This window comes from Mycolicibacterium septicum DSM 44393, from assembly GCF_000455325.1.
Taxonomy (GTDB): domain Bacteria; phylum Actinomycetota; class Actinomycetes; order Mycobacteriales; family Mycobacteriaceae; genus Mycobacterium; species Mycobacterium septicum.
This window is the reverse complement of the sequence record NZ_HG322951.1, coordinates 1,308,536-1,321,285: the sequence shown is the minus strand read 5'-3', so window position 1 is coordinate 1,321,285 and position 12,750 is coordinate 1,308,536. Positions and strand designations below refer to the sequence as shown.

The window sequence follows — 12,750 nt, the reverse complement described above, 5'->3', positions numbered from 1 at the left end:
GTTCTGATCTAAGTTCTCCCACGACCTTTTCCCACTGCTTTTGTCATGGCGCGCACCAGGTTTCGCGGAGCCATCCGGCCCCCGGTGGTGAGCACCTTATACTGCAGGCCCGGCACGATGACCACCTTGCCTGCGGCCACGTCGGCCAGGCAGTCCCGCACCACGTCCTCGACCTGCAGCCACAGGAACGACGGTGTGCCCGCCATGTCGATGCCCGCGCGGGCATGAAACTCGGTGTGGACGAAACCCGGGCACAGCGCATGCACGCCGACCCCGGTGCCGCCCAGCCCATTGGCCAGCCCCTCGCTGAACGAGACGACCCAGGCCTTGGAGGCCGAATACGTCGATCCGCGACCGGGAACCAGCCCGGCGACACTGGCCACGTTGATGACGGTGCCGCCACCCGCCTCGATCATCGCCGGCAGCGCGGCGTGCGTCAGCTCCATCACGGCGGTGACGTTGACGTCCAGTTGGGCCTGCAGCTGCGCGAGATCGGCGGTCCAGAACTCACCCGATGTGCCGAAGCCGGCGTTGTTCACCAATACCTGCACCCCGGCTCGCAACCGGTCGGCGACCTTGGCCCGGTCGGGGGCGCATGCCAGGTCCGCGGGAAGCACCTCGACTGCTGCGCCGGCCTCGTCGTGCAGTTCGGCGGCGAGTTGCTCCAGCCGTCCGGCGTCACGCGCCACGAGGACGAGGTCGTAGCCGTCCCGCGCGTACCGGCGGGCGAACCCGGCGCCGAGCCCTGAGGTCGGTCCAGTGATCAGCGCAACGGGGCGAGGCATGCCGACAGGCTACTGAACTGTTCTGATGCGCAGGCTAGCGCTGGTAGTGCGGTGCGTGACGGCCGTTGCGTGCCGGCGGCGGGGTCCTGCGGACCGCATCCGGACGGCCCGGCTCCTGGCGCGGCTGGGTGTAGCGGCTGACGTCACCACGCCCGGGTGCCGCATCGGCCCGGCCCGGAGGCAGCTCCCGGCGCCCGGCGGGCGTCGGCGCCAACGGGCGGCTGGGCGATCCGGCGCGACGCGCCAGCGCAGCTTGGCTGCCCTGACCCGACTGCGGTGCCACACCGTTCTGCGGCATCGGCGGCAGAACCCGCAGCAGGTCGTTGAACTGACGCACAGTGCGCAGCCCCTCGTCCCATTGGGCGCGGGTACTCGTGACCGGCATGCTGACGAGCGTCCAGTTCTGCTCGTTCCACATGATCTCGGCGCAATCGGGAGCGGTGTGGGCGAACGTGACCATCCGGCGGTCGCAGGCGCGACGAGCGGCATCGAGGTTGGTGGAGTACACCATCCGCGGACCGATCGCGCCGAGCAGCCAGATGTCGCTCTCCCGGGGCTCCTTGATGCCCTTGAGTCGCAGATCGACGACGACGTTCGTGCCGACCTTGCGGTGCAGCGCGATCACCGTTGCCACTTCTTCGATGTCAAAGATGAACACCGCCTCGCCACGGATCTGGCCGAGCACGACGTTCTTGGCCGTGACGTCACCGACGGTCGACATCACCCCGCGCTTCCAGCGCTTGAGGATCTCGTGCGACTCGTGCTCGTAATCGAAGCCATGCGACTTCGCCCACGACTTACGGCGCCGTCCCAACCCACGTCGACGGTCGATGTCGACGTACAGCAATACGGCCGCACCCACGAAACAGAGTGCGGACAGCGTGAACCAGAGCGGGACCATCGGGCATAGCCTACTTGTTGACGGCGGGAATGCCCCCACCTTGTGAGGTCACAACCCGGTTACTGGTGATCAGAGGGCCGTAACCGGGACTCCTCGAGGTACGTGACGATCGCGTTCGTGAGTCCCCGCCGTGCCACGTCGAGGTCGATGAAGCTGCCGAGTTGACGCTCGGAGGTGATGCCCCGCATCGCGCCGGGGATGAATGCGGCGACCTCTCGCACCCGTTCGGGATCGACGCCGAGGCCGGCGAAGGCCTGCTGACAGGTATGTAGCCAGCCTTGACCCCAGGACGACAGCTCCGCGGCGGTCTTCGGGTAGAGCCGTTCGAGTTCGGCCGGGTCCCGCGGCAGTGCCGCGCGCAGATTCTCGATCGCCCGCGAATCCCCGGCGGTCAACCCGTCATAGAGCAGGTCGATGATGGCGGCGACGCGTTGACGCAACGAGGCAGCGCTGTCGTGGTGGCTGAACAATCCGGCACGGCGTTCCGCGGTGCGCTGCAGCACGGCGGCCCAGAACCCGTCGATGTCACCGAACTGGTACTTCACCGCGCCCCAGGTGGCACCTATGTCCTTGGCGATCCGGTTGGCCGAGACCGCTCCCGGGTCTCCGGTGGCCAGGGCCTTGCGCGCGGCCTCCAGCATGCTCTCCCGGGTGGCCTCGCCGCGCCGGTTGGTGCGGCGCGCGCTCACCTCGGTCATCTCAGGAGATTACCTCAATTTCACAGAACCCTCTTCCAAAGTTTCACAGAACCTCCTACGATTCGCGTCATGGCCAAACCACCGTTGTCGATGAAACCGACGGGATGGTTCCAAGTCGCCTGGTCAGACCAGGTCGGCGTCGGGGCTGTACATGCGATGAAGTACTTCGGCGAGGAGATGGTCGCCTGGCGCTCGGAATCCGGGCAGGTGACCGTGATGAACGCCTTCTGCGAGCACCTGGGTGCCCACCTGGGGTTCGGCGGCCAGGTGGTCGGCGAGGTGATCCAGTGCCCGTTCCACGGCTGGCAGTGGAATGCCGAGGGCCGCAACGTCTGCATCCCGTACCAGGACCGGCCCAACCGCGGCCGCCGGATGCGCACCTACCCCGTGGCCGAACTCAACGAGATCATCTATATCTGGCACGACATCGAGGGGCGGGAGCCGTTCTTCGACGCACCGGATGTGTTCGCGTCGTTCGCCGACGGCAGCAGCGCCGCCGACTACTACCCCCAGCAGAGGTTGTTCCGCGAAGGCCTCGAGCTGCATCCGCAGTATGTGCTGGAGAACGGCGTCGACTTCGCGCACTTCAAGTTCGTGCACCAGACCCCGATCGTGCCGGTGTTCACCCGCCACGACTTCGCCGCACCGATCTCCTACGTCGACTTCACCATCACGTTCGAGGGCGACGATCAACAGTCGATCGACGACGTGCGCAGCGGCGTCGAGGCGATCAACGGCGGTCTGGGCATCGCGGTGACCAAGAGCTGGGGAATGATCGACAACCGCACCATCTCGGCGGTCACCCCGGTCGACGAATCCACCTCCGACGTGCGGTTCATGGTCTACATCGGCCGAACCCCCGGCAAGGACACTCCCCGAGCCGCCCAGCGAGCCACCGAGTTCGGCGACGAGGTGATCCGTCAGTTCACCCAGGACATCCACATCTGGTCGCACCAGCGCTACTCCGACCCTCCGGCGCTGGCCACCGCCGAGTACGAGGGCTTCACCGCAATCCGCAAGTGGGCCATGCAGTTCTATCCAGACGGTCGGGGCGGTAGTGCCGCAGACCTCGCGCTTACCAGGAAGGCAGACACCATATGACCGAGAAGATCCGCGTATTCCAGGTGGCGACCGGCAACGTCGGCACCGAGATGATCAAGCGCATCGGCAAGCGACCCGACCTCGAACTCATCGGATTGCACTGCTACACACCGGAAAAGGTCGGCCGAGACGCGGGTGAGATCGCCGGCATCGATCCGATCGGGGTGACGGCGACAGGGTCGATCGAGGAGATCATCGCGGCCAAGCCGGACGTATTGACGTTCCATGGCGTCTTTCCGGATGAGGACCTCTACGTGAAAGTCCTTGAGGCCGGCATCAACATCGTCACCACGGCGGACTGGATCACCGGCTGGCACCGGGACACCAACCACCCGCATCCCTCCGGCAAGCCGGTGTCCCAGCTGCTGGCCGAGGCCTGCGCCAAGGGCTCCTCGACGTTCTACGGCACCGGCATGAACCCCGGCGTGAACCAGATCCTCGGCGTGGTGTGCTCGGCCGACGTCGCCGAGATCGAGAACGTCACCACCATCGAATCCGTCGACGTGTCATGCCATCACAGCAAGGACACCTGGATCGAGGTCGGCTATGGCCTGCCCGTCGACGATCCGTCCATCCCGTCCAAGTTGGAGAAGTACACCCGGGTGTTCGCCGACAGCGTGCTGATGATGGCCGACTGCTTCGGGCTGGAACTCGACGAGGTCAAGTTCACCTACGAACTCGGCGCCTGCACCAAGGATGTCGACCTGGGCTGGTACACCCTGCCGAAGGGATCGCTGGGCGGCAACTACATCAAGTACCAGGGCATCGTCGACGGAGTGCCGCGCGTCGAGACCCACCTGGAATGGCAGATGACCCCGCACACCGATCCGAGCTGGGACATCAAGGGCTGCTACATCACCCAGATCAAGGGTGATCCGTGCGTCTACAACAAGCACATGATCTTCCCGAAACCCGGTGTGGACCTGTCCGATCCGGACTCGTTCGCCTCGATCGGCATGACGGTGACCGGGCTGCCCGCACTCAATGCCATCGCCTCGGTGGTCAAGGCACCGCCGGGGCTGCTGACGAGCGCCGACGTGCCGCTGCGCGGATTCGCCGGCCGGTTCAACATCTGACGGCCGGAAACATCGCGGCCGCAAGGTTCAGAATCTCGGGGCGGTCCGCCTGGAGAAGGAACCCAGCTTCGATTGTCCGGTCGAGTGCTTCGGTGAACCGGTCGAGGTACACCTCGATGCCCTCCGGGTAGAGCTCGCACAGCCTCGCGGCGTCGAAGGGCTCGCCGGACCCGAACAGGAAGGACATGGGGCTTTCGTCCTTCGCGAGTCCGGACGTCCGCGCGATCGGGACATCGACCCATGGCGTGCGGACTCCGCCCTCGGCGATCCCGTTCGCGTCCAAGGCAAACCGGACCGGTTCGACGTCGGTCAACGCCAGAGGTGGTATCGACATCGGCGCCTGGCCCACACGGACCCAGCGGGTGAGGCCTGCGACCGCGGCCTGCAGCACGTAGTGGTGCTGCGGGGCGAAATTGACGAAGTAGGACAGTTGTGTGCCCATCAACTCATCGGTGGGTGCATACGCCGCGACGATGTCGGCCAGCGGAGTGGTTCCGTCGTCGATGAAGCCGACCCGGATGGTGTAGTTGTCTGCGTGGGCGGTACCGGGCACCTCCCAGGCCCGGAAGTTGGCGGCATCTGGCCGTCTCGCCCGGTGATAGCCGGGCAGATGGCCGTCCACCACGTCGGTTTCCGTGAGCACCGTGAGGACCGGAACCCGCACGTCATCCCGGAACGGCACCGGATGTGACTCGTTGAGTGCGCTGGCTGCGTCGAGCGAGGCAGCGGCGCCGAACCTCGAGTGGACCAGGAAGCCATCGAAGACAGCAGCCTCGGGATCGACATCATTGACATACGTGGTCAGAAACATCGCCGATTGCGACTCACCCACCGCCAGAACGGTCTCCGGACGCAGACCGTCGACCGCACCCTCGCGGATCAGACGTCCGATCTGGGTGAAGATGTCGTAGGCGAAGGGGTCTCCCGGGTGGTGTAGCTCGCGATAGCGCTGTGGGTCTTGCGCTTTCAACGACATCTCGGCGCCGACAAGGCTCGTCCCGCCCTCGATGCCCACCTGCTGAACCGAGACCGCCACGTAGGTGTATCCCGCACGGGCGATCTCGCGGTGCGCCATGAACCAGACGGCGGGCGCGTCGATGCCGCCGCTGACATTCAGCCATTCGACGAGGACGGTGCCGTTGGACTTCGCCGCATCCTGGGGCGACATGACGACGATGCGGGTCGTGTAGTCCGCCTCGGACGCCACGGTGTCCGAATAGGACCTGGCCGTGCCGGAGACGAAGAACTCCTCGGCGCCGTAACCCAGGTTGGCCAGGTCGTAGGCGCCGAGGAGCAGATTGGGTTTACCGGGGACCGGTTTGATGGAGGGGACCACCCGCCCATCTTTGCGCGAGCAGTCCCCAAAAGGGAGATGCCCCAGCAAAAGTGCCCAATTCCGATGGGAATTGGGCACTTTTGCGTCTTTTCGCCAGGCCGGATCAGCCCAGCACGAGGCTTTCGCCGTCCGCGCTGACGTTGACCGGCACCACGTCACCGTCGTGCACCTCGCCGGCCAGCAGCATCTTGGCCAGCTGGTCGCCGATGGCCTGCTGCACCAGGCGGCGCAGCGGACGGGCACCGTAGAGCGGGTCGAAACCACGCTCGGCCAGCCAGGTCTTGGCGGGCAGCGACACCTCGAGGGTGAGCCGGCGCTGCGCCAGCCGCTTCTGCAGCTGTTGCAGCTGGATGTCGACGATCGACACCAGCTCTTCGGGGTTGAGCGCGTCGAACATGATCACGTCGTCGAGCCGGTTGATGAACTCCGGCTTGAACGCCGCCCGCACCGCGGCCATCACCTGTTCCTCGGTGCCACCGGCACCCAGGTTGGAGGTCAGGATCAGGATCGTGTTGCGGAAGTCGACCGTGCGGCCCTGGCCGTCGGTCAACCGGCCCTCGTCGAGCACCTGCAGCAGCACGTCGAACACGTCCGGGTGCGCCTTCTCGATCTCGTCGAACAGGACCACCGTGTACGGACGCCGGCGCACGGCCTCGGTCAGCTGACCACCCTGGTCGTAGCCGATGTACCCCGGAGGCGCACCGACCAGGCGGGCCACCGAGTGCTTCTCGCCGTACTCGCTCATGTCGATGCGGACCATCGCGCGCTCGTCGTCGAACAGGAACTCCGCCAACGCTTTCGCGAGCTCGGTCTTACCGACACCGGTCGGGCCCAGGAACATGAACGAACCCGTCGGCCGGTTGGGGTCGGCCACCCCGGCCCGGCTGCGGCGCACCGCATCCGACACCGCGGTCACCGCCGCCTTCTGGCCGATGACGCGCTTGCCCAGCTCCTCCTCCATGCGCAGCAGCTTGGCGGTCTCGCCTTCGAGCATGCGCCCGGCGGGGATGCCGGTCCATGCCTCGACCACATCGGCGATGTCGTCGGGGCCGACCTCTTCCTTGAGCATCACGTTCTCGCGAGCCTCGGCCACCGGCAGTGCGGCGTCGAGCTTCTTCTCGACCTCGGGGATACGCCCGTAGCGCAGCTCTGCGGCCTTGGCCAGGTCGCCGTCGCGCTCGGCCCGGTCGGCCTCGCCGCGCAAGGTGTCCAGTTGCTCCTTGAATTCGCGGACGATGTCGATGGCGCCCTTCTCGTTCTGCCAACGAGTGGTGAGCTCCGCGAGCTTCTCCTTGTAGTCGGCCAGCTCACCGCGCAGCTTCTCCAGCCGGTCCTTCGACGCGTCGTCCTCTTCCTTGGACAGCGCCATCTCCTCGATCTCGAGACGACGGACCAACCGCTCGACCTCGTCGATCTCGACGGGCCGGGAGTCGATCTCCATGCGCAGCCGGGACGCGGCCTCGTCGACCAGGTCGATGGCCTTGTCCGGCAGGAACCGGCTGGTGATGTAGCGGTCACTCAACGTGGCCGCCGCGACCAGCGCGGAGTCGGTGATGCGAACGCCGTGATGCACCTCGTAGCGGTCCTTGAGGCCGCGCAGGATGCCGACGGTGTCCTCGACAGACGGCTCGCCGACGAGCACCTGCTGAAAGCGGCGCTCCAGGGCGGCGTCCTTCTCGATGTACTTCCGGTACTCCTCGAGGGTGGTCGCACCGACCAGTCGCAGCTCGCCGCGGGCCAGCATGGGCTTGATCATGTTGCCCGCGTCCATCGCGGACTCACCGGTGGCGCCGGCACCGACGATGGTGTGCAGCTCATCGATGAACGTGATGACCTGGCCGGCCGAGTTCTTGATGTCGTCGAGGACGGCCTTGAGGCGTTCCTCGAACTCACCGCGGTACTTGGCGCCGGCCACCATGGACCCGAGGTCCAAGCTGATGACGGTCTTGTCCCGCAGGCTTTCCGGCACATCGCCCGCGACGATGCGCTGGGCCAGGCCTTCGACGATCGCGGTCTTGCCGACGCCGGGCTCGCCGATGAGCACCGGGTTGTTCTTGGTGCGCCGACTCAATACCTGTACGACGCGACGAATCTCGGTGTCGCGGCCGATGACCGGATCGAGCTTGCCCTCACGCGCGGCGGCGGTCAGGTCGGTGGAGTACTTCTCCAGCGCCTGGTAGCTGCCCTCGGGGTCCGCGCTGGTCACCCGGGCACTGCCGCGCACCTTGACGAACGCCTCACGCAGCGCCTGCGGCGACGCGCCGTGATTGGTCAGCAGCTTGGCGACATCGGAGCTCCCGGTGGCCAGGCCGACCATCAGGTGCTCGGTGGACACATACTCGTCGTCCATCTCGGTTGCGAGGTGCTGCGCCGTGGTGATCGCGGTGATCGACTCGGGCGACAGCTGCGGCTGCGAACTCGAGCCACTCGCGCTCGGCAGGCGGCCGATGATGCGCTCGGCTTCCGCGCGGATCGTTGCGGGCTCGACTCCGACCGCCTCCAGCAGTGGTGCGGCGATACCGTCGTTCTGCGTCAGCAACGCCATCAACAAATGGGCGGGTGTGATCTGTGGATTGCCTGCGGCGGTGGCCGCCTGCAACGCCGAGGTCAGCGCCGCCTGGGTCTTCGTGGTCGGGTTGAACGAGTCCACGACACCTCCCCTTCTATGTCTGTCCACGGCCATTTCGGCTACATGGAAAATGCTTGTCGCGATGTACAACGTAGTCAAGGTTGAGTCTGTTCCGCTCAACTTTAAAAATTTTTCCCGGGCAGACTCGACGAGATGCACTCCCCCGCCCACATCGCTGTCGTCGCCGCGTCCGCACCCAGCCACATGTATCCCCATCTGGCGGTGATTCACGAGCTGGTACGCCGCGGCCATCGGGTGAGTTACCTGGTCGGAGGCCATCTGGCCGGTTTGGTCGCGACCACCGGGGCCGACGTCATCACCTGCACCTCGGTGCTGCCGGGGGCGCCCGGCGCGCCGGAATCCTTCGCCGAGGCCGACCCGGTGGCCGGCATGCGGATGTTCTTCGACGAGGCGGTGCATGTCCTGCCGCAGGTCCACGCCGCCCTCGACGCCGACCGGCCAGACCTGGTGCTCTACGACATCGGCGGCATGGCCGGCCCGGTGGCCGCCGACCACTGGGGCGTCCCCGCGGCGCAGTTGTCGCCCAGCGAGGTGGCCTGGGACGGCTACCACGACGACATGGCCGAGATCCTCGGCCCGATCCTCGGCAGCCCCAGCGGCCTGGCCTACCGCCGGGCGTTCGACGACTGGCTGACCGATTCCCGCTCGCGATTGACGTTCGACGACGTGACCGGCGCACCTCGGCGATGTCTGGTGTTGATCCCGCGGGTGATGCAACGCAACTCCGACCGGGTCGGCGATCGCTACCGGTTCGTCGGACCGTGCATCGACCCGCGACGCGAGGATCCGGGCGATTGGAGCCCGCCGGCCGGAGACGGTCCGCTGGCCCTGCTGGCCTTCGGTACCGCCTACACCGAACGAGCCGACGTGTACCGCAACGTGATCGAGGCACTCGACGGGCACGGTTGGCGGCTGGTGCTGGCCACCGGCCATGCCGAGGCCGGCGATCTGGGTCCGGTACCTGACTGGGTTCAGCTGCACGAATCCGTTCCCCAACCGGCAGTGCTGCGATCGGCCGACTGTTTCATCACTCACGCCGGCATGGGTTCGTGCACCGAGGGATGGTGGTTCGGGGTGCCGATGGTCGCGATTCCGCAGGCTGTCGATCAGCCGGCCAACGCCACCCGATTGGAGACCATCGGGGTCGGCCGTCACCTGCCGGACCATCTGCCCGGCGTGGGCGCGATCCGCGACGCCGTACTCGGCGTGGCGGCCGATCAGCAGATCCGGTTGAACCTCGACACCATCCGCGAGGAGATCCACGCCCACGGCGGGCCGGGCCATGCCGCCGATGCAGTTGAGGACATCGCGGCCGGACGCTGGTGAGCGTTGCTAGGTTTTGCTCATGACGGAAAGCTGGGGCTCGGTTTTCGCCGAACTCATCCCGCTGGCATTGGTGGTGGCGCTGTCACCGCTGTCGATCATTCCGGCGGTCCTGGTGCTGCACACCCCGCGCCCCCGGCCCGCGGGCCTGTCCTTTCTCGCCGGATGGTTTCTCGGCCTGACCGCGCTGACGGCGATCTTCGTCGGCATCTCCGGCCTGTTCGGCCGGCTCGACGAGCCACCGACGTGGGCGTCGTGGTTACGCATCGTGGTGGGCGTCGCGCTGATCATCTTCGGTGTGTACCGCTTTCTCACCCGGGCACAGTCCGAGCACAGCCCCAAGTGGATGGCCAGCCTGAGCAAGCTCACGCCGGCCCGGGCGGGTGCCGCCGGCCTGGCGCTCACCGTGGTGAACCCCAAGGTGCTGTTCATCTGCGTGGCAGCGGGTTTGGCGATCGGCAGCGCAGGCCTCGGTCAGCCGGGCGTCTGGGCGGCAGGGCTGTACTTCGTGGCGTTCGCGGGGTCGACCGTGGCCCTGCCGATCCTCGCGTACGCGGTGTCCGGCGAGCGACTGGACCCCGCACTGGCCCGGCTGAAGGAATGGATGGAACGCAACCACGCAGTCTTGGTTGCCGCGATTCTGGTGGTGATCGGCCTGCTCGTGCTCTACAAGGGAATTCACGCTCTATAGGCGACGTATTCAGTCCGGATCAGGCTACGGTGTGCGCATGTCCGAATCCGGTTTCGGTGATTTCGAATTCGAGCGGAAGTTCTTTGTCCGCGAATTGCCCGCGGCGGCGGCATCCGATCCCACCCCTGCGCTGATCGTGCAGGCGTATCTGTTCGCATCCGACGGATACGCGGTGCGTGTCCGGGTGCAGGGGCCGGCTCCCGCTGAATTGGATGCCACCCCGGCCGAACTCGTGGTGACATTGGGCGAGGAATCGCTGGGGACCATGACGGCCAAAGGCCCTGCCGTCGGCGGTACTCGCTACGAGGCCGAACGCGAACTCGATCCATTGGTGGCGGCGCAGATCGTCGGCCGATCCGAACACGTCATCGCGAAAGTCCGTTATTCGATGTGGCTCGGCGAGGACGGCTGGATCATCGATCAGTTCCTCGGCAGAAACGCGCCACTATTGCTGTCGGAGGTCGAGCGAGGTAGTCCCGTGGTCGATCTGGCAATTCCGTCGTTCTGCGTTTCCGAGGTGTCCGAAGACGACCGGTTCCGTAATGAATACCTGGCGCACCGGCCATTCGGCACCTGGGCCGGCGAATATCTGGCTGAGCTCGAACACCGCGGCCCCACCTTCGTCGATACTCTGGGCCGGAATCAGTTCGAAGGCAGTTGACACATGACACCTCACGGTCCCGACGATTGGGACGATGCCGACGACGGCAACGGCCTCGACGCACTGGATTTCGATACGCCAGCGCTCGATGACGATGCGTCCGGTCTCGATGCCCTGCCGGACTACGCGCCCGACGATGTCGAGGAGGACGAGGACGACGACTTCGGCGCCATCGACACCGAGACTTCGGTTGAAGACGAAGACCAGATCCCGGTGGTCCAAGCCGTCAACCCGCCCGGCACAGTCGCCGTGACGGCCTATCTCAACGGCTCCGTCGCCCAGGTGGACCTGGACCCGAGGGTGACCACCCTGACCGAGGCTCAGCTGGCCGACGAAATCCGCGTCGTGGCCGGCGTGGCCGCCAAGCGCGCGACGGCCGTGGTGCACATCGGTGTGGTGAACATGCTCGTAGAGCAGGGCATGGATTTCCGTGAAGCTCGGGATTTCGTGGGTACGAACATGCCGTTCGCCACCCCCGAACAGGCCGGTGAGGCCGAACTCGCACTTATCGCGCGGCACTCCGACCAGGCGCACTGACCACCTACAGGTCGGGCAGCCCCCAGCTCGGCCGCATCGGCGGTGAGGTAGCGGGTCACCGTCGGTGCCAGCAATCGCACGATGTCTTCGCCGTCGAGCGTCGCCATCGGCGGGACCGCCATCACGTAGCGCAGCATCGCGGTACCCACCAGGCTCGATGCGGCGAGCATGGCCCGCAACCGGGCCTGCTCGCCACCGCCCAGCACGCCTGACACCGCCGCGAGCACGTAGTCCTGCATGAACGTTCGAAATGCCACGTGCGCATCGGAATTCGATGTCGCCGATTGGAGCATGACCCGCATGCTGGCTGCGGTGTCCGGCGATTCCCACATCTTCAGGTAGACGCGCACCATGCGCTCACCGATCTTGTCGGCCGGCCCTTCCAGGGCAGCCACCAGTACGTCGGGGTCCAGGATCAGCCGCAGCGATTCCCGGAAGAGGTCGGCCTTCGACCCGAACAGGTAGAGCACCATCGATGCGTCGACGTGCGCGTCCGAGGCAATTGCCCGCAGCGTCGTCTTCTCGTATCCCTCGGCCGCGAAGCGCTGCTTGGCCGCCGCCAGCACAGCGTCGCGGGAGACCGGGTCGCCCTGGCGGCGCCCGCGCCGCGTAGCAGTTTTCCCAGGTGAAGCCATACATCGACACTATCATTTCAATGGCTGTTGAAAACTGGGCTCATCAGGCTTACCCTCATCTCAACCGATTAATTCAACGTCGGATGAAAAGAGGGAACATGCTCTCGACACAGACCGCCGCGCCCGCCCACCACGCAGCACCCGAACACGAACCGCCCGCCGCACTGCGCGCCGCGGGCATCGTCGCCGTGTTGACCATCACGATCGCCATCGTGGCCATCGCGTTCGCCCTACCGGCGTCACGTTCCAAGCCGCACGACGTCCCGATCGGCGCCGCCGGGCCCCAGGCCGCCACCAGCCAGATCGCCGAGCGCCTCCAACAGCAGGCCCCGGGCGCATTCTCGGTGACCTACTAC

At 66.3% G+C, this 12,750-nt stretch carries 11 protein-coding genes and 2 pseudogenes; 7 read left to right on the top strand and 6 right to left on the bottom strand.

What is annotated here, in order from left to right; all coding sequences use genetic code 11:
* Window positions 1-8 precede the first annotated feature (8 nt).
* The 3 genes from TX88_RS06000 to TX88_RS05990 are packed head-to-tail and all read right to left on the bottom strand — an operon-like array spanning window position 9 to window position 2,384.
* Window positions 9-785 carry an SDR family NAD(P)-dependent oxidoreductase gene (locus TX88_RS06000; protein ID WP_044515382.1) on the bottom strand — a complete coding sequence of 259 codons (777 nt, stop codon included), beginning with the start codon at window positions 783-785 and terminating at the stop codon, window positions 9-11.
* Window positions 786-819: 34 nt separating this feature from the next.
* Window positions 820-1,686 carry a trehalose monomycolate transport factor TtfA gene (gene ttfA, locus TX88_RS05995; RefSeq protein ID WP_044515380.1) on the bottom strand — a complete coding sequence of 289 codons (867 nt, stop codon included), beginning with the start codon at window positions 1,684-1,686 and terminating at the stop codon, window positions 820-822.
* A gap of 59 nt (window positions 1,687-1,745) precedes the next feature.
* A complete protein-coding gene (locus TX88_RS05990; protein WP_044515379.1) occupies window positions 1,746-2,384 on the bottom strand; it encodes a TetR/AcrR family transcriptional regulator in 639 nt (212 codons plus the stop codon).
* A 69-nt stretch (window positions 2,385-2,453) separates the two neighbouring features.
* Between TX88_RS05990 and TX88_RS05985 the strand changes: the two genes are divergently transcribed.
* Window positions 2,454-3,485: an aromatic ring-hydroxylating dioxygenase subunit alpha gene (locus TX88_RS05985; RefSeq protein WP_044515378.1), complete on the top strand. Its 1,032-nt coding sequence runs from the start codon at window positions 2,454-2,456 to the stop codon at window positions 3,483-3,485.
* Window positions 3,482-4,561, top strand: a complete 1,080-nt coding sequence (locus tag TX88_RS05980) for an NAD(P)H-dependent amine dehydrogenase family protein (RefSeq protein ID WP_044515376.1) — start codon at window positions 3,482-3,484, stop codon at window positions 4,559-4,561. Before TX88_RS05985 ends, TX88_RS05980 begins: the two co-directional genes overlap by 4 nt.
* Here the strand turns inward: TX88_RS05980 and TX88_RS05975 are convergent.
* Complete coding sequence (locus TX88_RS05975; protein WP_044515374.1) at window positions 4,551-5,897, bottom strand: alpha/beta hydrolase domain-containing protein; 1,347 nt, start codon at window positions 5,895-5,897, stop codon at window positions 4,551-4,553. The two genes, TX88_RS05980 and TX88_RS05975, sit on opposite strands and share 11 nt — an antisense overlap.
* Before the next feature lie 103 nt (window positions 5,898-6,000).
* Window positions 6,001-8,547, bottom strand: a complete 2,547-nt coding sequence (gene clpB, locus TX88_RS05970) for an ATP-dependent chaperone ClpB (protein WP_044515373.1) — start codon at window positions 8,545-8,547, stop codon at window positions 6,001-6,003.
* A gap of 132 nt (window positions 8,548-8,679) precedes the next feature.
* Between clpB and TX88_RS05965 the strand changes: the two genes are divergently transcribed.
* The 4 genes from TX88_RS05965 to TX88_RS34175 are packed head-to-tail and all read left to right on the top strand — an operon-like array spanning window position 8,680 to window position 11,759.
* The gene (locus TX88_RS05965; protein ID WP_044515371.1) at window positions 8,680-9,873 is read left to right on the top strand and encodes a macrolide family glycosyltransferase; all 1,194 of its coding nucleotides are present in this window, start codon (window positions 8,680-8,682) and stop codon (window positions 9,871-9,873) included.
* Between the two features lie 19 nt (window positions 9,874-9,892).
* Entirely contained in the window at window positions 9,893-10,561 is a 669-nt protein-coding gene (locus TX88_RS05960; RefSeq protein WP_044515370.1) for a GAP family protein, read from the top strand.
* Between the two features lie 37 nt (window positions 10,562-10,598).
* Window positions 10,599-11,222: a CYTH domain-containing protein gene (locus TX88_RS05955; RefSeq protein WP_044515368.1), complete on the top strand. Its 624-nt coding sequence runs from the start codon at window positions 10,599-10,601 to the stop codon at window positions 11,220-11,222.
* Window positions 11,223-11,225: 3 nt separating this feature from the next.
* Window positions 11,226-11,759, top strand: coding sequence for a hypothetical protein (locus TX88_RS34175; RefSeq protein ID WP_049924859.1), 534 nt, complete (start codon window positions 11,226-11,228; stop codon window positions 11,757-11,759).
* A 20-nt stretch (window positions 11,760-11,779) separates the two neighbouring features.
* Here the strand turns inward: TX88_RS34175 and TX88_RS33170 are convergent.
* Window positions 11,780-12,394 (bottom strand): annotated as a pseudogene (locus TX88_RS33170) (TetR/AcrR family transcriptional regulator); the annotation flags it as partial.
* A 98-nt stretch (window positions 12,395-12,492) separates the two neighbouring features.
* Here TX88_RS33170 and TX88_RS34950 point away from each other — a divergent pair.
* A pseudogene (locus tag TX88_RS34950) lies at window positions 12,493-12,750 on the top strand (ABC transporter permease); the annotation flags it as partial.

Excerpts from the sequence above, each read along its gene's own strand:
- TX88_RS05955 (WP_044515368.1), top strand. The coding sequence starts at position 10,599 with ATGTCCGAATCCGGTTTCGGTGATTTCGAATTCGAGCGGAAGTTCTTT.
- TX88_RS06000 (WP_044515382.1), bottom strand. The coding sequence starts at position 785 with ATGCCTCGCCCCGTTGCGCTGATCACTGGACCGACCTCAGGGCTCGGC.
- TX88_RS34175 (WP_049924859.1), top strand. The coding sequence starts at position 11,226 with ATGACACCTCACGGTCCCGACGATTGGGACGATGCCGACGACGGCAAC.
- TX88_RS05980 (WP_044515376.1), top strand. The coding sequence starts at position 3,482 with ATGACCGAGAAGATCCGCGTATTCCAGGTGGCGACCGGCAACGTCGGC.
- TX88_RS05985 (WP_044515378.1), top strand. The coding sequence starts at position 2,454 with ATGGCCAAACCACCGTTGTCGATGAAACCGACGGGATGGTTCCAAGTC.
- TX88_RS05960 (WP_044515370.1), top strand. The coding sequence starts at position 9,893 with ATGACGGAAAGCTGGGGCTCGGTTTTCGCCGAACTCATCCCGCTGGCA.
- TX88_RS05965 (WP_044515371.1), top strand. The coding sequence starts at position 8,680 with ATGCACTCCCCCGCCCACATCGCTGTCGTCGCCGCGTCCGCACCCAGC.
- ttfA (WP_044515380.1), bottom strand. The coding sequence starts at position 1,686 with ATGGTCCCGCTCTGGTTCACGCTGTCCGCACTCTGTTTCGTGGGTGCG.
- TX88_RS05990 (WP_044515379.1), bottom strand. The coding sequence starts at position 2,384 with ATGACCGAGGTGAGCGCGCGCCGCACCAACCGGCGCGGCGAGGCCACC.